19 protein-coding genes are annotated in these 22,399 nt (G+C 73.2%); 10 read left to right on the top strand and 9 right to left on the bottom strand.

Translation table 11 applies throughout. From position 1 onward, the window contains the following. Nucleotides 1-45: 45 nt before the first annotated feature. The 5 genes from glgX to AB0L25_RS05485 all read left to right on the top strand — a co-directional run bounded on the left by glgX (nucleotide 46) and on the right by AB0L25_RS05485 (nucleotide 8,576). On the top strand, nucleotides 46-2,211 hold the full coding sequence (gene glgX / locus AB0L25_RS05505; RefSeq protein WP_500168939.1) for a glycogen debranching protein GlgX: 2,166 nt from the start codon (nucleotides 46-48) through the stop codon (nucleotides 2,209-2,211). Further along, complete coding sequence (gene treY, locus AB0L25_RS05500; protein ID WP_500168937.1) at nucleotides 2,204-4,624, top strand: malto-oligosyltrehalose synthase; 2,421 nt, start codon at nucleotides 2,204-2,206, stop codon at nucleotides 4,622-4,624. Before glgX ends, treY begins: the two co-directional genes overlap by 8 nt. Next, entirely contained in the window at nucleotides 4,621-6,411 is a 1,791-nt protein-coding gene (gene treZ / locus AB0L25_RS05495; RefSeq protein ID WP_500168936.1) for a malto-oligosyltrehalose trehalohydrolase, read from the top strand. The genes treY and treZ overlap by 4 nt, the downstream gene beginning before the upstream one ends. 125 nt (nucleotides 6,412-6,536) lie before the next feature. Further along, nucleotides 6,537-7,208: a response regulator transcription factor gene (locus AB0L25_RS05490; RefSeq protein ID WP_019629095.1), complete on the top strand. Its 672-nt coding sequence runs from the start codon at nucleotides 6,537-6,539 to the stop codon at nucleotides 7,206-7,208. 93 nt (nucleotides 7,209-7,301) lie between these two features. Further along, complete coding sequence (locus AB0L25_RS05485) at nucleotides 7,302-8,576, top strand: sensor histidine kinase (protein WP_500168933.1); 1,275 nt, start codon at nucleotides 7,302-7,304, stop codon at nucleotides 8,574-8,576. 48 nt (nucleotides 8,577-8,624) lie between these two features. Here the strand turns inward: AB0L25_RS05485 and AB0L25_RS05480 are convergent, their stop codons facing one another. Further along, nucleotides 8,625-9,215 (bottom strand): GtrA family protein, encoded by a 591-nt coding sequence (locus AB0L25_RS05480; RefSeq protein WP_500168931.1) that lies wholly within the window; start codon nucleotides 9,213-9,215, stop codon nucleotides 8,625-8,627. Nucleotides 9,216-9,441: 226 nt separating this feature from the next. On the opposite strand from AB0L25_RS05480, the gene AB0L25_RS05475 reads away from it, so the two are divergent. Together AB0L25_RS05475 and purE are read left to right on the top strand one after the other, a co-directional pair. Continuing rightward, the gene (locus AB0L25_RS05475; RefSeq protein WP_500168929.1) at nucleotides 9,442-10,644 is read left to right on the top strand and encodes a 5-(carboxyamino)imidazole ribonucleotide synthase; all 1,203 of its coding nucleotides are present in this window, start codon (nucleotides 9,442-9,444) and stop codon (nucleotides 10,642-10,644) included. Then, nucleotides 10,641-11,132, top strand: a complete 492-nt coding sequence (purE, locus tag AB0L25_RS05470; RefSeq protein ID WP_026402546.1) for a 5-(carboxyamino)imidazole ribonucleotide mutase — start codon at nucleotides 10,641-10,643, stop codon at nucleotides 11,130-11,132. Before AB0L25_RS05475 ends, purE begins: the two co-directional genes overlap by 4 nt. A 16-nt stretch (nucleotides 11,133-11,148) precedes the next feature. Here the strand turns inward: purE and AB0L25_RS05465 are convergent, their stop codons facing one another. The 3 genes from AB0L25_RS05465 to AB0L25_RS05455 all read right to left on the bottom strand — a co-directional run bounded on the left by AB0L25_RS05465 (nucleotide 11,149) and on the right by AB0L25_RS05455 (nucleotide 13,509). Next, a complete protein-coding gene (locus AB0L25_RS05465) occupies nucleotides 11,149-11,562 on the bottom strand; it encodes a CoA-binding protein (RefSeq protein ID WP_500168927.1) in 414 nt (137 codons plus the stop codon). A 76-nt stretch (nucleotides 11,563-11,638) separates the two neighbouring features. Next, nucleotides 11,639-12,292, bottom strand: coding sequence for a response regulator (locus AB0L25_RS05460; RefSeq protein WP_500168925.1), 654 nt, complete (start codon nucleotides 12,290-12,292; stop codon nucleotides 11,639-11,641). Further along, nucleotides 12,289-13,509: a sensor histidine kinase gene (locus AB0L25_RS05455; protein WP_500168923.1), complete on the bottom strand. Its 1,221-nt coding sequence runs from the start codon at nucleotides 13,507-13,509 to the stop codon at nucleotides 12,289-12,291. Before AB0L25_RS05455 ends, AB0L25_RS05460 begins: the two co-directional genes overlap by 4 nt. Before the next feature lie 145 nt (nucleotides 13,510-13,654). Here AB0L25_RS05455 and AB0L25_RS05450 point away from each other — a divergent pair, with 145 nt between their 5' ends. Continuing rightward, on the top strand, nucleotides 13,655-14,233 hold the full coding sequence (locus tag AB0L25_RS05450) for a hypothetical protein (RefSeq protein WP_500168921.1): 579 nt from the start codon (nucleotides 13,655-13,657) through the stop codon (nucleotides 14,231-14,233). 55 nt (nucleotides 14,234-14,288) lie between these two features. Then, complete coding sequence (locus AB0L25_RS05445) at nucleotides 14,289-15,089, top strand: SAM-dependent methyltransferase (protein ID WP_500168919.1); 801 nt, start codon at nucleotides 14,289-14,291, stop codon at nucleotides 15,087-15,089. 35 nt (nucleotides 15,090-15,124) lie between these two features. On the opposite strand, the gene AB0L25_RS05440 is transcribed toward AB0L25_RS05445, so the two are convergent. The 5 genes from AB0L25_RS05440 to AB0L25_RS05420 all read right to left on the bottom strand — a co-directional run bounded on the left by AB0L25_RS05440 (nucleotide 15,125) and on the right by AB0L25_RS05420 (nucleotide 22,012). Further along, nucleotides 15,125-16,144, bottom strand: a complete 1,020-nt coding sequence (locus AB0L25_RS05440) for a hemolysin family protein (RefSeq protein ID WP_500168917.1) — start codon at nucleotides 16,142-16,144, stop codon at nucleotides 15,125-15,127. Next, entirely contained in the window at nucleotides 16,141-17,508 is a 1,368-nt protein-coding gene (locus AB0L25_RS05435; RefSeq protein ID WP_500168916.1) for a hemolysin family protein, read from the bottom strand. Before AB0L25_RS05435 ends, AB0L25_RS05440 begins: the two co-directional genes overlap by 4 nt. Before the next feature lie 163 nt (nucleotides 17,509-17,671). Then, entirely contained in the window at nucleotides 17,672-19,828 is a 2,157-nt protein-coding gene (locus AB0L25_RS05430) for an MMPL family transporter (protein ID WP_500168914.1), read from the bottom strand. A gap of 179 nt (nucleotides 19,829-20,007) precedes the next feature. After that, the gene (locus AB0L25_RS05425; RefSeq protein WP_500168912.1) at nucleotides 20,008-20,556 is read right to left on the bottom strand and encodes a TetR/AcrR family transcriptional regulator; all 549 of its coding nucleotides are present in this window, start codon (nucleotides 20,554-20,556) and stop codon (nucleotides 20,008-20,010) included. Between the two features lie 121 nt (nucleotides 20,557-20,677). After that, nucleotides 20,678-22,012, bottom strand: coding sequence for a UDP-glucose dehydrogenase family protein (locus AB0L25_RS05420; RefSeq protein WP_500168910.1), 1,335 nt, complete (start codon nucleotides 22,010-22,012; stop codon nucleotides 20,678-20,680). A gap of 104 nt (nucleotides 22,013-22,116) precedes the next feature. Between AB0L25_RS05420 and AB0L25_RS05415 the strand changes: the two genes are divergently transcribed. After that, the coding region (locus AB0L25_RS05415) for an acyl-CoA dehydrogenase family protein (protein WP_500168908.1) at nucleotides 22,117-22,399 on the top strand (283 nt) is incomplete at its 3' end.

The following is a 22,399-nucleotide window of genomic DNA, read 5'->3' as shown; positions in this document are numbered from 1 at the left end:
CCCTCACAGGGAAGGGCTTCCAGCGCACCGACGGGAGGGCGGGACATGGCACAGGTGTGGCCGGGCGAGGCGTATCCGCTCGGCGCCAGGTTCGACGGCGCCGGGACGAACTTCGCCGTCTTCTCCGAGGCCGCCGAACGGGTCGAGCTCTGCCTGTTCGACGGCCCCGCCGCGGACGGCGAGGAGACCCGGATCGTCCTCGAGGAGGCCGACGCGTTCGTCTGGCACGCGTACCTGCCGGGCGTGATGCCGGGGCGCCGCTACGGGTACCGGGTGCACGGCCCGTACGACCCGCGCCGCGGCCTGCGCTGCAACCCGGCGAAGCTGCTGCTGGACCCGTACGCGCAGGCCGTCGAGGGCGAGGTCGACTGGGACGAGTCGTGCTTCGGCTACCGGTTCGGCGACCCGTGCTCGCGCAACGACGCCGACTCGGCGCGGCACACGATGCGGTCGGTGGTCGTCAGCCCGTACTTCGACTGGGGCGACGACCGGCCGCCGCGGATCCCCTACCACGAGACGGTGATCTACGAGGCGCACGTCAAGGGGCTGACCGCCCGCCATCCGGAGGTGCCGAAGGACCTGCGCGGGACGTACGCGGGCCTCGCCCACCCGGTGATCGTCGACCATCTGAAGTCGCTCGGGGTGACGGCGGTCGAGCTGATGCCGGTGCACCAGTTCGTCCACGACGACGCGCTGACGCAGCGGGGGCTGCGCAACTACTGGGGCTACAACACGATCGGGTTCTTCGCGCCGCACAACGAGTACTCGTCGTCCGGGCACCGGGGCGAGCAGGTGCTGGAGTTCAAGTCGATGGTGAAGGCGCTGCACGAGGCGGGGATGGAGGTGATCCTCGACGTCGTCTACAACCACACCGCGGAGGGCAACCACCTCGGCCCGACGCTGTCGTTCCGCGGGCTCGACAACGCCTCGTACTACCGGCTCGCCGAGGACGACCGGCGCTACTACATGGACACGACGGGCACCGGCAACAGCCTGCTGATGCACAGCCCGCACGTCCTGCAGCTCATCATGGACTCGCTGCGGTTCTGGGTGACCGAGATGCACGTGGACGGCTTCCGGTTCGACCTCGCCGCCACCCTCGCCCGCGAACTGCACGCCGTCGACCGGCTGTCGGCGTTCTTCGACCTCGTCCAGCAGGACCCGGTCGTCTCCCAGGTGAAACTGATCGCCGAACCCTGGGACGTGGGGGAGGGCGGCTACCAGGTGGGGAACTTCCCGCCGCTGTGGACGGAGTGGAACGGGCAGTACCGCGACACCATGCGCGACTTCTGGCGGGGGCGCTCGGGCACGATGCCCGACTTCGCGTCCCGGCTGACCGGCTCGTCCGACCTCTACGCCGACGACGGCCGCCGCCCGATCGCGTCGATCAACTTCATCACCTGCCACGACGGGTTCACGCTGCACGACCTCGTCTCCTACGACCAGAAGCACAACGAGGCGAACGGCGAGTCGAACCGGGACGGCACGGACGACAACCGGTCGTGGAACTGCGGCGTCGAGGGCCCGACGGACGACCTTGACGTCATCGCCCTGCGCGAGCGGCAGAAGCGCAATTTCCTCACGACGCTGTTCCTGTCGCAGGGCGTGCCGATGCTGTCGCACGGCGACGAGCTGGGCCGCACCCAGAAGGGCAACAACAACGCCTACTGCCAGGACTCCAAGCTCTCCTGGATCGACTGGACGGGCCTCCGCGACGACACGTTCTTCGACGAGCGCGGGCCGATGCTCGACTTCGTCCGGCGCCTGTCCAAGCTGCGCACCGAGCACCCGGTGTTCCGGCGCCGCCGGTTCTTCCGCGGCGACCAGCGCAAGCGGAAGGCCCGCGGGGCGCGCGCGAAGCCGGAGTGCCTGCCCGACCTGGTGTGGTTCCGGCCGAGCGGCGAGGAGATGACCGACCGGGACTGGCGGGCCGGGTTCAACAAGTCGCTCAACGTCTTCCTCAACGGCGACGCCATCGGCGAGCCCGACCGGCGCGGCCGGCGGATCCGCGACGACTCGTTCATGCTGCTGATCAACGCGCACGACGGCGACCTGCCGTTCGTCCTCCCGCCCGCCCCCTACGGGCAGATGTGGATCAAGGTGCTGGACACCGCCGACCCCCTGCTCGCGGAGGAGGAGTCGCCCGTCGTGAAGGCCCGCGAGACCGTGCCGGTCGCCGCGCGATCCATCCAGGTGCTCCGCCGTGCCTGACCCGCCCGCGCCCGACCCGCCCGACCCGCTCGACCCGCCCGGCCCGCCCGGCCCGCCCGGCACGCCCGGCCCGACCGGCACGCCCGGCCCGACCGGCACGCCCGGCACGCCAGACCCCACCGCGCCCGACCAGCCTTCCCCGCCCGACCACGCCCCCGACCCCACCGAGGACGACATGGCTGAGGAGATCCCGCCGGACGGCGCCGCACCCCCGTCCGGCACCTACCGCATCCAGCTCCGCGGGACGCCCGAGGAGCACTTCGGCTTCGCCGAGGCCGCCGCGCTCGCGCCGTACCTGGCCGCGCTCGGCGTGTCCCACGTCTACCTGTCGCCGGTCCTGAAGGCGGCGCCCGGCTCCGCGCACGGCTACGACGTCGTCGACCACGCGCGGCTCGCCGACGAACTGGGCGGCGCCGAGGCGTTCGGCGCGATGGCGACCCGGTTCCGCGCGCACGGCCTGCGCCTGCTGGTCGACATCGTCCCGAACCACATGGCGATCCCCGACCCGCCCGACCCGAACGCCCCGCTGACCGCCGTCCTGGCCGACGGCCCGTCGTCCCCCTTCGCCCGCTGGTTCGACGTGGACTGGGACGCGGGCGGCGGACGGCTCGTCCCGCCCGGCCGGGGCGAGCCCAACTACCGCCGGTTCTTCGACATCTCCGGCCTCATCGGCCTCCGCCAGGAGGACCGGGAGGTGTTCGACACCACCCACGCCCTCCCGTTCGACCTCGTCGACCAGGGCCTCGTGGACGGCCTGCGCGTGGACCATCCGGACGGCCTCGCCGACCCGCGCGGCTACCTGCGCCGCGTCGCCGCCCGGGTGCCGGACGCGTGGCTCGTCGTCGAGAAGATCACCGAGGGCGCGGAGCGGCTGCCGTCCGACTGGCCGTGCGCGGGGACGACCGGGTACGACTCGCTGTCGCTGATCGGCGGCCTGTTCGTCGACCCGGACGGCGAGAAGCCGCTCACCGACCTGTACACGTCCCTGACGGACGGCCCGGCGGACTTCGCGGAGGTCGAGCGGGAGTCCCGCCGGTACGCGGCCGAGCACGGGCTGGAACCCGAGGTCGACCGGCTCGCGCGCGTCCTGCACCGCGTCGCGGGCGACCGTCCCGGGCTGCGGCGGGCGCTGGTCGAACTGCTCGTCGCGATGCCGGTGTACCGCGCGTACGTCGTCCCCGGGGAGGACGCCCAGCCCCAGGCCGTCGAGATCCTGGAAGAGGCCGCCGGGCGCGCGCGCACACGGCTGTCCGAGGACCTGCACGGCGATCTGGACACGATCGTGGACCTCGCCTTGGGGCGGGGCGAGAAGACCGACCCCGAGTTCATCATCCGGTTCCAGCAGACGACGGCGCCGCTCGCGGCCAAGGGCGTGGAGGACACCGCGTTCTACCGGTGGAACCGCATGGCCGCCCTGAACGAGGTGGGCGGCGACCCGGGCCGGTTCTCGGTCGACCCGGTGGACTTCCACACGCACTGCGTCCGCCTCGCCCGCGACTGGCCCCGGACCCTGACGACGCTCTCCACGCACGACACCAAGCGGCAGGAGGACGTCCGGGCGTGGCTGTACGTCCTGTCGGAGCTTCCGGACGAGTGGGCCGAGGCCGTGCACCGCTGGCGGGACTGGTGGGGCGGCGACCGCTCCCCGCTGGAACCCGACCTGGAGTACCTGCTGTGGCAGACGCTCGTCGGCGCGTGGCCGCTGGATCCCGGCCGGCTCACGGAGTTCCTCACCAAGGCGATGCGCGAGGCCAAGACGCGGACCTCCTGGCTCGACCCGGACACCGGGTACGAGGACGCCGTCCTCGAACACGCCCGCCGCGTCCTGGCCGACCCCGACCTGATCACGGACGTCACCGCGTTCGTCTCCCGCCTCCACCCGTACGCGCGCGTCAACTCGCTCGGGCAGAAGCTCGTGCAGCTCGCCATGCCGGGCGTCCCCGACGTCTACCAGGGCTGCGAGATGACCGCGCTCGCGCTCGTCGACCCCGACAACCGGCGCCCGGTGGACTACGGGCTGCGCCGCGAGCGGCTGCACCGCCTCGACACCGGCCGCGGCCCGAAGGACGTCGACGACGAGAAGCTGCTGGTCACCATGCGGACGCTGCGGCTGCGCCGGTCCCGGCCCGAGTGGTTCGGGCCCGCGTCCGGGTACGAGCCGCTGCCCGTCCGGGGGCCCGCCGCCGACCACGTCGTCGGGTTCGCGCGCGGCGACGCGCTCGCGCTCGCCACCCGGCTGCCGGTCGGCCTGGAGCGGCGCGGCGGCTGGTCCGGGACGACGATCGGCGCGGGCCGGCAGGGCTGGCACGACGTCCTGACGGGCGCGTACCACTGGGGTCCCGACCTGGACGCCGCCGAGGTGTTCGCGCAGCTCCCGGTGGCGCTGCTCATCCCGAGGGAGATCACGCGTTGACCCGGTTCGAGGTGTGGGCGCCGGCCGCCGGCCGCGTGGACGTCGCGTGCGGCCCGGCGCCCGACCTCGTCCGGCACCCCATGGCGCCCCTGCCGGGCCGTCCCGGCTGGTGGGGGACGGACGTCCCCGGCGCGGCCCACGGGACCGACTACGGGTTCGTCCTCGACGGGAGCGGCGAGATCCTTCCGGACCCGCGCTCCCGGTGGCAGCCGAACGGCGTGCACGGCCCGAGCCGCGTCTACGACGACGACCGCTTCGCCTGGACGGACGCAGAGTGGCGCGGGCGCCCGCTCCCGGGAAGCGTCCTGTACGAGATGCACGTCGGGACGTTCACCCTAGAGGGAACCTTCGACGCAGCCATAGAACGCTTGGACCATCTCGTCTCGCTGGGGATCGACGCGGTAGAGCTTCTGCCCGTCGCGGCGTTCCCCGGTCACCACGGGTGGGGGTACGACGGTGTCCACCTGTGGGCCCCGCACGAACCCTACGGCGGCCCGGACGGCTTCAAACGGTTCGTGGACGCCGCCCACGCGCGCGGCCTCGCGGTCGTCCTGGACGTCGTCTACAACCACCTGGGCCCGGACGGCAACCGCCTCGCCTCCTACGGCCCGTACTTCACCGGCGCCCACACGACGCCCTGGGGCGACGCGGTGAACTTCGACCAGGAGGGGTCGGACGAGGTCCGCGCGTTCGTCGTCGAGAACGCGCTGATGTGGCTGCGCGACCACCACCTGGACGGGCTCCGGCTGGACGCCGTCCACGCCATCACCGACCACCGCGCCGTGCACGTCCTCGAAGGACTCGCGGAGGCCGTGGCGGGCCTGTCCGCGCATCTGGGGCGGAATCTGTTCCTGATAGCCGAATCCGACCTGAACGACCCGCGCCTGGTGACGTCCAGGGACGCGGGCGGATATGGGCTCGACGCGCAGTGGAGCGACGACTTCCACCACGCTTTGCACGCGGCCCTTACTGGTGAGCGTCAAGGTTATTACTGTGACTTCGGCTCATTAGAGGTGCTGAAGAAAACCCTGACACGGGTGTTCTTCCACGACGGCACGATGTCGACGTACAGGGGACGGCGCCACGGTCGTCCCGTCGACGTCCGTACAACGCCCGCGCACCGCTTTCTGGGTTTCCTGCAGAACCACGACCAGGTGGGGAATCGCGCGTCCGGGGACCGCATAAGCGCGACCCTGTCCGTGCCCATGCAAAAAGTGGGAGCCGCCCTCCTCCTCCTGGCGCCGTTCACGCCGATGCTGTTCATGGGCGAGGAATGGGGCGCGTCGACCCCGTGGTGCTATTTCACCGACCACGTCGACCCGGATCTCGGACGGGCGGTGAGCGAGGGCCGCCGGCGGGAGTTCGCCCGGCACGGCTGGGCGGGCGACGTCCCCGACCCGCAGGCCCCGGAGACGTTCCGCCGGTCGGTGCTCGACTGGGCGGAGGCCGCCGACCGTCCCCACCGCGAACTGCTCGACTGGCACCGCGCGCTGATCGCCCTCCGCCGCGCGGCCCCCGACCTCAACGACCCGCGCCTCACCGCGACGGAGGTCGACGTCCGGGAAAGCGGGACGGAACGCCTCGTCGTCATCCGGCGCGGCCGCATTCACGTCATCGCGAACCTCGCCGACCGCCCGGCGGAGATCGCGACCGCCGCGTCCCGCGTCCTCCTCGCCTCCGAACCGGACGTGAAACTCGAAACGGACTCCATCGGCGATTCCGGAACACACTCGCTGGCCCTTCCGGCGACCGCCGTCGCGGTCCTCGACGGGCCGTTCCCCGGGTGAGATGCCAGGATTCGCCCGATCCCCGGCAAAGATGTGTGTTCGCGGTTCTACTATGAGTGGCAAACCGCAGGTCAAGAGCGCGGCGGCGGCCGAGAAACGTTCAAGATTGGTCATACGATCGGTTCATGACCTCAGTACTGCTCGCCGAGGACGACACGTCCATCTCCGAGCCTCTCGCCCGCGCGCTGCGTCGCGAGGGGTACACCGTCGAAGTCAGCCCGGACGGACCGCAGGCGCTGGAGCGGGCCCTCGGGGGCGGCGTGGACCTCATCGTGCTCGATCTCGGCCTGCCGGAGCTCGACGGCCTTGAGGTGGCCCGCAGGGTACGTGCCGAGGGGCACGGAGTCCCGATACTGATCCTGACCGCCCGCGCCGACGAGGTCGACACCGTCGTCGGGCTCGACGCGGGCGCGGACGACTACGTCACCAAGCCGTTCCGGCTCGCCGAACTGCTCGCCCGGGTGCGGGCCCTGCTGCGCCGGGGCAGCACCGAGACCCCGATCGTCCAGGGGGTCCGGATCGACGCCGAGTCGCGCCGGGCCTGGATGGGCGACCAGGAGCTCCAGCTGACCACCAAGGAGTTCGACCTGCTGCGCGTCCTGGTCCGGGACGCCGGCAAGGTCGTCACCCGCGAACAGATCATGCGCGAGGTGTGGGACACCAACTGGTGGGGTTCCACCAAGACGCTCGACATGCACATTTCCTGGCTGCGCCGCAAGCTCGGCGACGACGCCGGCAGTCCCCGCTACATCACCACGGTGCGGGGCGTCGGTTTCCGGTTCGAACGCGGCGACTAGCACCGGCCGCCACGGTCGCGCGGCCCTTCCCCGGGCCTTCCCGAGAGGCCGGGGGAGCCCGGTGCGGCCGTGGCTTCACCCTAAGGAGCCCTGATGAGGCGCCGACTCCTGCTGTCGACGCTCGCGGTGGCGGTGGTCGCGATCCTGCTGCTCGGCGTCCCCCTCGCCTACGCCGCCCACAAGCTCGTCCACGAGGAGGCCCGCCGGTCGCTGGAGCGCGAGGCGTCCACGATCCTCGGCGGCGTCGGCTACAGCCTCCAGACCGGACGGCCGCTGCACGGCGCGGTGATCGCCCGGGAGTATCCCGGCCGCCACATCTTCATCACCCTGCCGGACGGCCGCACGGTCGCCGCCGGGCCCGATCCGGGCGCCGGGCGGGCGCTCACCGCCGCCACGTCCGCCGGGGGCGTCCGCGTCCGGGTGTCCCGGCCCGCGTCGCAGGTGCAGGACGCCGAGCTGCGCCTCCTCCTGCTGATCGGCAGCCTCGCCCTGCTCGGCGTCGCCGTCACCGTCGGCCTCGCCATGGTGCAGGCCCGCAAGCTCACCCTCCCGCTCATCGACCTCGCCGAGACCGCCGACCGGCTCGGCACCGGCAACGCCCGGCCGCGCCGCCGCCGCTACGGCATCCCCGAGGTCGACCGGGTCGCCGAGGTCCTCGACCGCAGCGCCGTCCGCATCGCCGACCTGCTCGCCTCCAGCCGCGAGTTCGCCGCGGACGCCAGCCACCAGCTGCGCACCCCGCTCACCGCCCTGTCCATGCGGCTCGACGAGATGATCGAGGCCGCCGACTACCCCGACGTCGTCCGCGAGGAGGGCGCGGCGGCCGTCGCGCAGACCGAACGCCTCGTCGCCGTCGTCGAGCAGCTCCTCGCCCGCGCCCGCCACGACCGCACCGGCGGCGCCGTCCCCGCCCCCATCGACGACATCATCGCCCAGCAGGTCGAGGAGTGGCGGCCGATCTTCCGCCGCGCCGGACGGGACGTCCGCATCATCGGCGAGCAGGGCCTCGTCGGCATGACCAACCCCGAGGGCCTCTCCCAGATCGTCGCGACCCTCCTGGACAACTCGCTCATGCACGGCGCCGGAACCGTGACGATCCACACCAAGCCGGGCGGCAGTTCGGTCGTGGTGGAGGTCGGCGACGAGGGCGACGGCATCCCGCCCGAGCTCGAACCGCGGATCTTCGAGCGGAGCGTCAGCGGCGGCCGCGGCACCGGCCTCGGCCTCTACCTGGCCCGCTCCCTCGCGGTCGTGGACGGCGGCCGGCTGGAACTGATCCAGGCCCGTCCCGCCGTGTTCGGGGTGTTCCTCCGGCAGGCCGCCCAGGCCCGGCTGGCCGCGGAACGCGTCGTCATCGGCCCCGCCTGAGGGACGGACGTCCTGCCCGCCGCAGAGGAGAACGGGGAGGGGGCACGGTCAGCGCGCGACGTAGTCCTCGGCGGTGGAGTCGAGCGGGTGGCCGAGCCGCGGCGCGGGCCGGGCGTCCGCGCGGTGCGCCCCCGGGGCGCCGTCCGCCGCCGCGGCCCCGTCCACCGGGCCGTCCACCGGCTCCGGCAGCCCGGACGCCGGGTCGACCGGCGGGGCGCCGGTCGGCAGGAACACCCACTTCTTGTACGCCCAGAACCGGAACAGCGTCGCCGCGCCGGTCCCGACGATCATCGCCGTGTTGTAGGGGATCGGCCCCTCCAGCCGCAGCACGTAGATCGTGAAGCCGATGAACAGCTGGGTGATCACCAGCCCGACGCCGTTCAGCGCGAAGAAGATCACGTACTCGCGGCCGACGCCGCTGCGGTCGCGGTGCCGGAACGTCCAGTACCGGTTCGCCAGATAGGAGAACGTCGTGGCCACCACCGTGGCGACCAGGAACGACGTCATCGGCCCCACGTCGAGCCCGGCGTGCAGCACATTGCTGACGATCATCGTGATGACGAACGCGATCGCGCCCACGCTGCCGAACTTTGCGAGTTCGCGCACCAAGTGCTCGAACTTCCGCTGAAGACTCGCCATCAGGCTCACGTAGGGGAACCGTCCTTCCGGACCTCGGCTATGGCGCCGCGACGGGCGGCCGATGCGGGAGCACAACGAGGATAGACGCACGCGGTGCCGGAGACGCCTGAACATGAACGTTTCACGTTCTTCCGTGGGTTCCCTGCCCGCACCCGGGGGACCCACACCGAATCCGACGCACAGTACACGTGGTTTGTTCACGGCGCACGGCCGATAACCTTTCGACGTGACCCTTTCTACCCCCGTCGTCGGCATGGCCGGCGGCGGTCAGCTCGCCCGGATGACGCAGCAGGCCGCGATCGCCCTGGGCGTCCCGCTGCGCGTCCTCGCCGGGGCGCCGGACGAGTCCGCGGCGAAGGTCGTCGCGGACGTCCGGGTGGGGAACGACCGCGCCCTCGACGACCTGCGGACGTTCGCCGCGGGCTGCGACGTGATCACCTTCGACCACGAGCACGTCCCCGGCGACCACATCCGCGCCCTCGAGGAGTCCGGCACGGCCTGCCGCCCCGGCTCCGCGGCCCTCGCGCACGCCCAGGACAAGCTCGTCATGCGGGAGCGGCTGAGCGCGCTCGGCGTCCCGTGCCCCGCGTTCGCCCGCCTGCCCGCCGACGGCGCGGTCCCCGCGCTGGAGGCGTTCGCCCGCGACCACGGGCTCCCCCTGGTGCTCAAGGCCGTCCGGGGCGGCTACGACGGCAAGGGCGTGTGGGTCCTCGACTCCCTCGGCGACGCCGCCGCGGCGCTGGTGGCCGACCTGCTCGGGCAGGGCCTCGACCTCATGGTCGAGGAGCACGTCGCGTTCCGCCGCGAGATCGCCGCGCTCGTCGCGCGCTCCCCGTACGGGCAGGGCGCCGCGTACCCGATCGTCGAGACCGTCCAGGAGAACGGCATCTGCACCGAGGTCATCGCCCCGGCGCCGGGCCTGTCCGACGATCTCGCCGTCGAGGCGCAGAACCTCGCCCTCGGCGTCGCGAACGAGCTCGGCGTCACCGGCCTGCTCGCCGTCGAGCTGTTCGAGACCGCGACCGGCCTGGTCGTCAACGAGCTCGCGATGCGCCCGCACAACTCCGGCCACTGGACGATCGAGGGTTCGCGCACGTCCCAGTTCGAGCAGCACCTGCGCGCCGTCCTGGACCTGCCCCTCGGCTCCACCGAGCCCACCGCGCCCGTCACCGTCATGGCGAACGTCCTCGGCGGCGACGACCCGGACGTCTACTCCCGCTACATCCACGTGATGGCGCACGACCCGGCCGTCAAGGTCCACTTCTACGGCAAGGACGTGCGGCCCGGCCGCAAGATCGGGCACGTCACCGCCCTCGGCGACGATCTCGCGGAGGTCCGCGAGCGCGCCCGCCACGCCGCCGACTACCTCCGCTGGGGTCCGGCGATGAAGCCCGAGAGCCCGCAGTCCGAGAGCAAGGAGAACGCATGAGCCCGCGCGTGGGCGTCGTCATGGGCAGCGACTCCGACTGGCCCGTCATGCGGGCGGCCGGGGAGGCGCTCGACGAGTTCGGCGTGCCGTTCGAGGCGGACGTCGTCTCCGCGCACCGCATGCCGCACGACATGATCGCCTACGGGGAGGAGGCCGCCGACCGCGGCCTCCAGGTGATCATCGCGGGCGCGGGCGGCGCCGCGCACCTGCCCGGCATGCTGGCGTCGGTGACGCCGCTGCCGGTCATCGGCGTGCCCGTCCCGCTGAAGCACCTCGACGGGATGGACTCGCTGCTGTCGATCGTGCAGATGCCCGCCGGGGTCCCGGTCGCGACCGTGGCGGTCGGCGCCGCCCGCAACGCGGGCCTGCTGGCCGTCCGCATGCTGGCCGCCGCCGACGAGGACCTGCGGGCGAAGATGAAGGTCTTCCAGCAGGACCTCTACGGGCAGGCCAAGGCGAAGGGCAAGCGCCTCCGCGAGAGCCTCTGACCGCGCTGTCGATCCGTCAGTGCCGCTTGGCCCACTCGATGGCGGGGCAGCGGTCCATGACGACGTCGAGCCCGGCGTCGAGCGCGCGCCGTCCGGCCTCCTCGTCGACGACGCCCAGCGGCAGCCACACGGCCCCCGCGCCCGCCGCGACGGCCTGGTCGATCACCGCGCCCGCGTACTCCGAGCGCCGGTAGACGCCGACGACGTCGACCTTCTCGGGCAGGTCGGCCAGCGCCGCGTACCCGGGCTCGCCGAGCACCTCCGCCCGCGACGGATGCACCGGGAAGATCCGCTTGCCGCGCGTCCGCAGCAGCTGCGCCTGCTCGTACACCACCCGTTCCGGACGGTCGTTCAGCCCGACGAACGCCCACGTGCGGGACTCGTCCAGCAGCCGGGTGATCACGTCCGGGTCGGCGAAGGAAGCATCCATAACGGGCACAACACCCGACGCGACCCGATCGTTCCCCGATGGTGCCTCCGCGGCCCGCGCCGCCGGCCGGCCCGGTCTAGCCGCCCGGCCTGATCAGGCCCGACTCGTAGGCGGCGATCACCGCCTGCACGCGGTCGCGCGCCCCGAGCTTCGCCAGCACGTTGCTCACGTGCGTCTTCACCGTGTGCTCGCTGACCACCAGCTCCGCCGCGATCTCGGCGTTCGACAGGCCGCGCCCGACGAGCGTGAGCGTCTGCCGCTCCCGGTCGGTGAGCGCCCCCAGCGCGGGCGCGTCCCGCACGACGGGACGTCCGCTCAGCACGTCCCCGATCAGCCGGCGGGTCACCGTCGGCGCGAGCAGCGCCTCCCCGGCCGCGACCACCCGCACGGCGTGCACGAGGTCGTCGCGGCGCACGTCCTTCAGCAGGAACCCGCTCGCCCCGGCCCTCAGAGCGTCGTAGACGTAGTCGTCCTGGTCGAACGTGGTCAGCATCAGCGCCCGGGTGGCGGTGTGCGCGCAGATCTCGCGGGCCGCCTCGATGCCGTCCGTCCCGGGCATGCGGATGTCGAGGAGCGCGACGTCCGGACGGTGCGCGCGGACGGCCTCGACCGCCGCGCGGCCGTCGGCGGCCTCGGCGACGACCGTGATGTCCGGCTGCGTGTCGAGGATGAGCGCGAACCCGCTGCGCACCAGCTCCTGGTCGTCCGCGACCACCACGCCGATCGTCACGCGCCCGCCCCCATCGGCAGCCGCGCCTCGACCCGGGCGCCGCGGCCGCCCGGCGCCGGGCCGAACGAAGCGTCGCCGCCGCACGCCGCGGCCCGCTCGCGGACGCCGATCAGCCCGCGGCCCCCGCCCCCGCCTGTCCGTCCGGGGCCCCGCCCGTCGTCGGTGACGGTGATCCGCAGGACGTCGCCCTCCCATGCCACCGTGACGTCCACGTGGTCGGCCCCCGCGTGCTTCACGGCGTTCGTCAGCGCCTCCTGGACGATCCGGTACGCGGCGACGTCGACGTCGGGCCGCAGCGTCGCGAGCCGGGCGACCGCGGCGCCGCGGCCGTCCTGGGGCGGGGACGGTCCGGCGAGCGGCGAAGACCCCGGGACGGGGACGCCGCCGACGCTGAGCGAGACCCGCAGGCCGGTCTCGCGGACGCGTCCCGCCAGTTCGGGAAGCCGCGCCAGGCTCGGCTGCGGGTCCCGCGAGCCGTCGCCGTCCTTGAGCAGGCCCAGCATCCGGCGGAGCTGCCCCATCGCGTCCCGCCCGGACGCCGCGATCGCGTCGAACGCGGCCTCGGCCCGGTCCGGGTCCGACCGCACGACCAGCGGCCCCGACTCGGCCTGCACCACCATCAGGCTGACGGCGTGGGCGAGCACGTCGTGCATGTCCCGCGCGATGCGCGTCCGCTCCCGCGCCGCCGCCCGCTCCGCCTCCAGCCGGCGCTCCCGCTCCAGCCGCACCGCCCGCTCCTCCAGGTCGGCGGCCCGCTGCCGGCGCAGCGCCGCCGCCCGCCCCAGCGCGTACGCGGCGAGCCAGATCGCCGCGCCCCGCACCGCGGTGTCGACCGACCCGGGACGCACGACGAGCAGCGTGCTCGCCGCCGTGACCGCGAGCGCCAGCACCCGGTCGCGGCGCGGCGACCGGTCGGCGACCGTGTACACCGCGATGAGCCAGCCGTACCAGATCGGCTGGCTCGGCCCGCCGCCGACCAGGTCGTACAGCGGGACCGACACCAGCACGGCGACCATGACGGTGACGGGCAGCCGGCGCCGGAACAGCAGCGGCAGCGACGACCCGAGGACGGGCGCGTACAGCGCGGCGGACCACGGTTCGCGCATCGTCGTGAACGGCGCGAGCTGCGCCAGCAGCACCGCGAGGGCGAGGGCCGCGTCGACCGCGAGGTCCGGCGGTCTCCGGAACGCCCGGAGGGGCCGGGCCAGAACGGACATGGCGCCCAAGCTATCCCGCGCGCCCCGCCGGGGACCTCGCCGGTGAGAGGGATCTCCGGGCGCCGCGCTCGCCCGCACCGGCGAGGCCGAGGATCGCCCCGACCGGCGATCCCTTCCGGGCCGCCGGACGGAAGGCTCGTCCGGCATGAAGACCTACCTGCCCGGCCCGGCGCTCATGCTGGCCTACGGAGTGATCCGCCTCTACGACGGGCTGGACGACCGCTACGGTCCCGGCGTCGCGTGGAGCGTCGGCCACCTCGCGTTCCTCGCCGGCCTCGCGTGCTTCGTCCCGGTCGTCCGCGACCTGCGCCGCCGCGCCGCCGCCCGTCCCGTCCTCGCCCTCGTTCCCGCCGTGCTCACGCTGGCGGGCGCGGCGGCCCTCGCGGTCCAGTTCGTCATCGACGTCTCCGTCGGGTTCGCCTCCACGAGCCGCCCGGAGATGAGCTCGCACTTCCAGCAGATCTCCGGGACGCCCGGCGTGGAACCCCTCGTGTACACCGTCGTGCCGCAGCTCTTCTTCGTCGGCCTGGTCGCGCAGCTCGCCGTGCTCGCGTCCGTCCGGGGCGTGCCCTGGTGGAGTCCCGCGCTGGCGCTGGCCGCCATCGTGGTCGCCGCGACCGCGAAGGACCTGATCCCGGTGACCGCCGCCCTGCTCGGCGCGGCCCTGCTGCCCGCCGCGCCCCTACCGGACCGGCCGCGTCCCGCCGAATCGCGATCATCGTGACGGCGGGACGGGCACAATGAGCCCCATCGATGATCATCGTCCAGGGGAGCAGCCCATGGAGGAGCCGCCGGCTCCGCCCGCGATCGACACGAGCGTGGCGCACCAGGCCCGGGTCTGGAACTACTTCATCGGAGGCAAGGACAACTATCCGGTCGACCGCGCGTTCGCCGAGGAGGTCCTGCGGGCCTACCCGGGGTTCGACGAGGTGCCGCGGCACGCCCGCGCGTTCCTCGGCCGGGCCGTCCGGTACCTGGCCGAGGAGGCGGGCGTCCGCCAGTTCCTCGACATCGGCACCGGCCTGCCCACCCACGACAACACCCACGAGGTCGCGCAGCGCGTCGACCCCCGCTGCCGCATCGTCTACGTCGACAACGACCCGCTCGTCCTCGCGCACGCCCGCGCCCTGCTGACGAGCACCCCGGAGGGCGCGTGCGCCTACCTCGACGCCGACGCCCGCGACCCCGAGGGCCTGCTGCGCGCCGCCGCCGAGACCCTCGACTTCGACCGTCCCGTCGGGCTGATGCTGCTCGGCGTCCTCGGCACGGTCCCGGACGACGGCGAGGCGCACGCGATTCTGCGGACCCTCCTCGACGCCCTCGCCCCCGGCAGCCACCTCGTCCTCGAGGACGGCACCAAGACCGTCCGCCCGGACGCGGCGGCCGAGGCCGAACGCGTCCGGGACGAGTCGGGCTACGACTACGAACTGCGCACCCCCGAACGGATCGCCCGCTTCTTCGACGGCCTCGACCTCGTCGAACCGGGCGTGGTGTCGGTGTCGCGGTGGCGTCCCGAATCGGACGCCTTCGGCACGCCCCCGCAGGTGGACGCCTTCTGCGGCGTGGCCCGCAAACCCTGACGCCCCCGCCGCCGACCGCCCCCGGCCGGGGGCGGTCAGATCGTGTCGGGCCGGGGTTCGGTGGTGCGGTGGAAGAGGCGGCGGAGGATGTCGGTGATGGTGACGACGCCGAGGACCGTGCCGTGCTCGGTGACGAGGGCGAGCTGGTTGCCGGTCTCGCGCATCCGGGTGAGCACCGTGTAGACGGGCGTGCCGGCCTCCACCTGGTAGGCGGGGCGGGTCAGCGGCGCGGCCGGGGCCGCGTCGGGCGAGGTGAGGGTGTCGCGGACGTGGACCACCGACCAGGCCGGGCCGGGCACCAGGATCCGCAGGTGGCCGGACGCGCGCCCGGCGGCCTGCACGTCGGCGACGGTCGCGTCCGGCGCGACCGCGGTGAGCGCGGCGTCCCGCCGGACCAGGTCGCCGATCTCGAGGTTGCGCAGGTCGAGGGCCTCGGAGAGCTGGACCGAGTAGCGGGCGTCGAGGGCGCCGACGTTCGCGGAGTGCTCGACGAGGTGGCGCAGGGCGTCCGGGTCCTGGCCGGACTCGACCTGGTCGGCGGCCTGCACGCCGACCTTGCGCAGGCACCAGTTGGCGGCCTCGTTCAGGGCGCGCAGCAGCGGGCGGGTCAGCCACATGAAGCCGCGCATGGGGAGCGCGAGGAGGGTCGCCGACCGCTCCGGGTGGGCGATCGCCCACGACTTCGGCGCCATCTCCCCGACGACCAGGTGCAGGAACGTCACGATGATCAGCGCGAGGACGAACCCGGCGGCGTCCGCCAGCCACAGCGGGGCGTTCCACGAGGTGAACACGGGCGTGAGCCAGTGGTGCACGGCGGGCTTGGTGATCGCGCCGAGCGCGAGGGTGCAGATCGTGATGCCGAGCTGGGCGCCCGCGAGCAGGACCGTCAGCTCGGACGAGCTGCGCAGCGCGGCGCGCGCGGAGCGGCTCGTCGGGGCGGCGTCCTCCAGCCGGTGCCGCTTCGCGGCGATGAGCGCGAACTCGACGGCGACGAAGAACGCGCTGAGCACGATGATCGCGACGGTGGCGGCGAGGACCGCCCACGGGTTGCTCATCGGTCCTCCTCCGCGGGGCCGGTCGTGATCGTCAGCCGGACGGACGACGGCACGTGGTTGTCGACGTCGAGGACCTCCGCGTGGACGAACCGGGCCGGCGGCTCCTCGTCGTAGGCGAGGTCCGCGGGGTCGGCGGGCAGCTCGACGTCGAGTTCGGCGCCGGGGTCGGGAAGGGCGCCGTGGGCGGCGATGACGAGCCCGGCGAGGGTCTCGTAGCCGCCCTCGGGCAGCCGGTGGTCGATGGCGCGCTCGACCTCGTCGATGTGGACGCCGCCGGGGATGATCCAGGCGTCGCCGTCCCGCACGATCGCGGGTTCGTCGGCGGCGGTGTCGTGCTCGTCGGTGATCTCGCCGACGAGCTCCTCGGCGAGGTCCTCGAGGGTGAGGATGCCGTCGAAGCCGCCGAACTCGTCGATGACGCAGGCGAGTTCGGCGCGGTGCCCGGCGAGGTGGTTGAGGGCGGTGGGCAGCGGCATGAGGGTCGGGACGACCGTGGCCGGCCGCATGATCGACGACACCGGGTCGGTGGCGCGTCCGGCGGCGGCCAGCACGTCGTCGAGGTGCACGACGCCGACCACGCGCTCCTCGTCGTCCAGCACGGGGTAGCGGGAGTGGCCGGTGCTCATCGCGGTGCGGACCTCGCCGACCGTCGCGGTGTCGTCGACGGTGTCGACGTGCGCGCGGGGGATCATGGCGTGCTCGACGTCGCGGCGGGGGAAGTCGAGGATCCGGTCGAGCAGCATCGACAGGTCGGGCGGGAGGTCGCCGCTGCGCCGCGAGTCGGCCACGATGTGCGCGAGGTCCCGCTCGGTCGCGGAGTGCTCCACGTCGTGGACGGGCTCGATCCGCAGGGCCTTCAGCAGCAGGTTCGACGACTGGTCGAACACCCAGATCAGCCACCCGAAGACCTTCAGGTAGACGAGGGTGGAGCGGGACAGCCGGCGTGCGACGGGTTCGGGTCGGGAGATGGCGAGGTTTTTCGGGAACAGCTCGCCGAACACCATCTGCACGAAGGTGGACAGGACGAGGGCCAGGACGGTCCCGGCGGCGACGCCGACGCCCGTGGAGACCCCGACGCCGCCGAGGACGTCCCCGAGGGCCTCGCCGACCAGCGGTTCGGCGACGTAGCCGACGAGCAGCCCGGTGACGGTGATGCCGAGCTGGGCGCCCGACAGCATGAACGAGGTGCGGCGGGTGACGGCGAGGGCGCGGCCCGCGGCGCCGTCTCCGGAGCCCGCGCGGGCCTGGAGCCGCGACCGGTCGACCGCCATGTAGGCGAATTCCTGCGCGACGAAGTAACCGGTGAGGGCGGTGATCAGCAGGATCACCAGGACCCCGAGGACCAGCGACAGCAGTGTGATCAACAGCGGCCGGCCCGCTCAAGGATGTGATGTTGGTACATGTGACTCACCGACTCCAACGACGGGACGCCCGGTCGGGTTCCGCCGGGGAAGTGATGATTGCCACAAGGGCGGGAAGGTCACCGGACCTCCCCGCCCTTGGCGGTCTCTTGGGGGAAAAGTGGCGTCAGCGGGTGCTGTACGCGGGCTCCGGCTCGGGCGCCGCCAGCTCGTCGCGGAGCTTCTCGCCCTCGATGTCCAGGTTCGGCATGGCCCGGTCGAGCCACCGCGGCAGCCACCAGGCGCCGCGGCCGAGCAGCGACATCGCCGCCGGGACGAGCGTCATCCGCACGATGAACGCGTCGATGAAGACGCCGACGGCCAGCGCGAACCCGATCGACTTGATGATCGGGTCGTGGGCGAGGACGAACCCGCCGAACACCGCGATCATGATGATCGCCGCGGCGGTGACGACCCGGGCGTTCTGCCCGAGCCCGTTGATCGTGGCCTGCCGGGGCGTGTCGCCGTGGACGAAGTCCTCCCGCATCTTCGACACCAGGAAGACCTCGTAGTCCATCGCGAGGCCGAACAGGATGCCGACGAGGATGATCGGCAGGAAGCTGATCAGCGGCCCGGGGGTGTCGACGCCGACGAGCCCGGCCAGGTGGCCCTGCTGGAACACGGCCGTGGTGACGCCGAACGTCGCGACGACCGTGAGCAGGAAGCCCAGCGCCGCCTTGAGCGGGACGAGCAGGGACCGGAACACGATCATCAGCAGCAGCACCGAGAGGCCCACCACCAGGATCAGGTAGATCGGCAGGGCTTCGGCGAGCTTCTCGGAGATGTCGATCCCCATCGCCGTCATGCCGGTCAGCGCGACGTCGGCGCCCGCGACGTCCGCGACCCGGTCGCGGATGTCGTGGACGAGGTCCTCGGTCGCGGCGTCGGTGGGCCCGCTGGCCGGGACGACGCCGATCAGCGCGGTCGTCCCCGCCTCGTTGAGCTGCGGGGGCGCGACGGCGGCGACGCCGTCCATGCTCCCGATGGTCTGGACGGTCCGCTGCGCGGCGGCCTGCGTGGCCGCGGGGGTCTCGCCGGACACGACCGTCATGAGGCGCCCGTTGAAGCCCGGGCCGAAGCCCTCGCTGATCAGGTCGTACGCCTGCCGCTGCGACGAGTCCTCGGCCGCGGTGCCCGCGTCCGGCAGCGCGAGCCGCATGTCGGTGGCGGGCAGCGCGAGCGCGCCCAGCCCGAGGATCCCGACGAGCAGCACGGGCACGCGCAGCTTCAGCACGCCGCGGCCCCACCGGTAGCCGAAGTTCTCCCGCTTCTTCGAGCCGGCCGCACCGTCGCGCCGTCCGCGCGGCAGCACCCGGGCCCCGGCGAACGCCAGGACGGCGGGCAGCAGCGTCAGCGCGACCAGGACGGCGACGGCGACGGTCGCGGCGGCGGCGAGGCCCATCGCGGTGAGGAACGGGATGCCGACGACCGACAGCCCGGCCAGCGCGATCACCACGGTGACGCCGGCGAACACCACCGCCGACCCGGCCGTGCCGAGCGCGCGCCCGGCGGCCTCGCGGGCCTCCAGCCCGTCGAGGAGGTTCTGCCGGTAGCGGGACGTGATGAACAGCGAGTAGTCGATGCCGACGGCGAGTCCCAGCATCAGCGCCAGGACGGGCGTGGTGGAGCTGAGCTCGACGGCGCCGGTCAGCGCGTACAGCCCGGCCATCCCGACGCCGACCCCGATCAGCGCGTTGAGCAGCGTCATCCCGGCGGCCACCAGGGACCCGAAGGTGATCAGCAGCACCACCGCGGCGACGATCACGCCGATGATCTCGGCGCTGCCCATCGCGGGCGCCGCGACGGCGGGCTCGCCGCCCGCCTCGACCCGCAGGCCGTCGGTGTCCTGGCCGATCTCGGTGTACGCCTCGCGCTGCGCGTCGGTGAGCCGCTGCGCCTCCTCCGCGAACTGGACCTGGACGAGCGCGTACCGGCCGTCCGGCGAGACCGTGCGGCTCTGGAACGGGTCGGCGGCGGCGACGACGCCGGGCACGGCGGCCGCCTCGCGGACGACGGGCGCGACCTCGCCCGGGCTGAGCTTCGCGCCGTCCGGCGCGGCGATGACGATCGTGCCGGACGCGCCCGCGGCCTGGGGGAAGTCCTTCTGCAGGGAGTCCATCGCCTGCTGGGACTCGGTGCCCGGCATGCGGAACTCGTCGGTCGTCGGGCCCATGAACGCGGCCGCGGCCCCGCCCATCACGCCCAGCAGGATGAGCCATATCGCCACGACCGTGCCGCGGCGCCCGAAGCACCAGCGGCCCAGCCGGTAGAGCAAGGTCGCCATGAGGGAACAGACCTTTCAGTCGGAGAGGAGGGCAGCACGAAATCGCCGCGGGTGCGGCGTCTCGCCGGTGGGGGTTCGGTCGAGGTCGGCCGGCCGGACGGCGCCGGCCGGGTTTCGGTCGATCGGTCGGAAGTCGGTGGGGGCTCGATCGGGGTTTCGATCGGGGGCTTCGTCGGGGGTCAGTCGGGGGTGCGTCCGAGCGTCCGCAGGGCGGTGGCGACCAGCAGGTCCCGCAGGACCGCGTCGTCCAGCGACAGGTCCGCGGCGGTCAGGAACATGCCGCCGAGCGCCATCCGCGCCGCCACCTGGTCCGCGGGCGCGAGCGAGCCGCCCGCGAACGCGTTCACCAGCCGCTCCCCGAAGCTCTCGGGCTTCTGCAGGGCGGTGCCGAGCGTGGTGGCCTCGGCGAGGTTGTCGAACAGCATCTTGACCTCGCGCCGGTACCGGATGGCGAGTTCGGCGAACTCGGTGACCGCGGTCTCGGCGGCCGCCGCGCCGTCCAGGCCGTCCAGGCGCGCGTCCAGTCGCTCGGCCTCCCGCATGACGGGGGCCATCAGCTCGGTGAGGATCGCCTCCTTGTTGCTGAAGTGGTACAGCAGCGACGCCTTGGAGCAGCCGACGTCCGTCGCGATGTCCTGCAGCGACGTTCCCCGGTACCCGCGCTCGACGAACAAATGCAGCGCCGAGGCGAGGATCCGGTCGTGCAGGCCGCTGGACGGACGTGTCATGGCACCACGATAACTGTCCGATCGGTCAGAGTCTGACCGATCGGACAGTGTCCTTCATCACGCACCATCCGGGCACTTTTCCGTGACCCCGCGACTCCGCGACCGCGCCGGGTGGGAGCCCTCAGGGGCGGCCCAGCGCCAGGTACGTCCACCCCGCGGCGCGCCAGGCGTCCGCGTCGAGCACGTTGCGGGCGTCGAGGATGACCCGCCCGGCGACCACGGGCGCCAGGTCGGACGGCGCCAGCTCGCGGAACTCGCGCCACTCGGTGAGCAGCAGGACGGCGTCGGCGCCGCGGGCCGCGTCGACGGCCGAGCCTGCGTAGCCGAGGGACGGCTGCGCCCGGCGGGCGTTCGCCATCGCCTTCGGGTCGTGGACGGTGACCGTCCCGCCCTGCGCCTGGATCGACGCGGCGACGTCCAGCGCGGGGGAGTCGCGGACGTCGTCGGAGTCGGGCTTGAACGCGGCGCCGAGCACGGCGACGGCGCGTCCGGCGAACGAGCCGCCGAGCGCGGCCCGCACGACGTCGACCGTCCGGACGCGGCGGCGCACGTTGATCTCGTCGACCTCGCGCAGGAACGTGAGCGCGCGCGGCGCGCCCAGCTCGTCGGCGCGGGCCATGAAGGCGCGGATGTCCTTGGGGAGGCAGCCGCCGCCGAAGCCGAGGCCGGGCCCGAGGAACCGGCCGCCGATGCGGTCGTCGTGGGCGAGCGCCTCGGCGAGCCGGGTGACGTCGGCGCCGGACGCCTCGCACACCTCGGCCATCGCGTTGATGAAGGAGATCTTGGTGGCGAGGAACGCGTTCGCCGCCGTCTTGACGAGCTCGGCGGTGGGCAGGTCGGCGGTGACGAACGGGGTGCCGTCGGCGAGCGCCGCGGCGTAGACCTCGCGCAGCACCTTCTCGGCGTGCTCGGCGGCGCCCTGCTCGGCGGGCAGCCCGGCGACGATCCGGTCCGGGTGCAGGGTGTCCCGGACGGCGAAGCCCTCCCGCAGGAACTCGGGGTTCCAGGCGAGGACGGCGTCCCCGCCGACGGGCGCCAGCTCGGCGAGGACGCCCGCGAGCCGCTCGGCGGTGCCGACCGGCACGGTCGACTTCCCGACGACGAGGCACGGGCGGCGCAGCAGCGGCGCGAGCGCCGCGACGGCGGCGTCCACGAAGGCGAGGTCGGCGGCGTACCCGTCGGCCTTCTGCGGGGTGCCGACGCAGAGGAAGTGGACGTCCCCGAAGTCGGCGAGGTCCCGGAACGAGGTGGTGAACCGGAGGCGGCCGTTCGCCAGGTTGCGCCGCAGGACGGGTTCGAGATCGGGCTCGTAGAACGGCAGGTCGCCGTTCGACAGCCGCGCGATCTTCTCCTCGTCGACGTCCAGCCCGAGCACCTCGAAGCCCAGGTCGGCCATGCAGGCGGCGTGCGTGGCGCCGAGGTAACCGGTTCCGATGACGGTCAGCCGGTGGGCCAATGCGGGCTCCTCTCGGGTCTGCTGCGGACCTTACGGACCCTTCCCCGGGTGCGGTCGGTCACTGCACGGGCGGGGGAAGTGTACTTGCCGGTAACATCGGCGGTATGAGCCCTGATTTTCCCACGTACGCTCCGTCGGAGGAGCACGAGCTGCTGCGCAGCACGGTGCGCGAGCTGGCCGATGCGAAGATCGCTCCGTTCGCGGCGGAGGTGGACGAGGAGTCCCGGTTCCCGCGGGAGGCGCTGGAGGCGCTGGTCGCCAACGATCTGCACGCGGTGCACGTGCCGGAGGAGTTCGGGGGTGCGGGGGCGGACGCGCTGGCGACGGTGATCGTGATCGAGGAGGTCGCGCGGGCGTGCGGGTCGTCGTCGCTGATCCCGGCGGTGA

Source organism: Spirillospora sp. NPDC052242 (assembly GCF_040679555.1).
Lineage (GTDB): Bacteria > Actinomycetota > Actinomycetes > Streptosporangiales > Streptosporangiaceae > Spirillospora.
The sequence above is the reverse complement of the archived record's forward strand: the minus strand, read 5'-3'. Positions and strand labels throughout refer to the sequence as shown.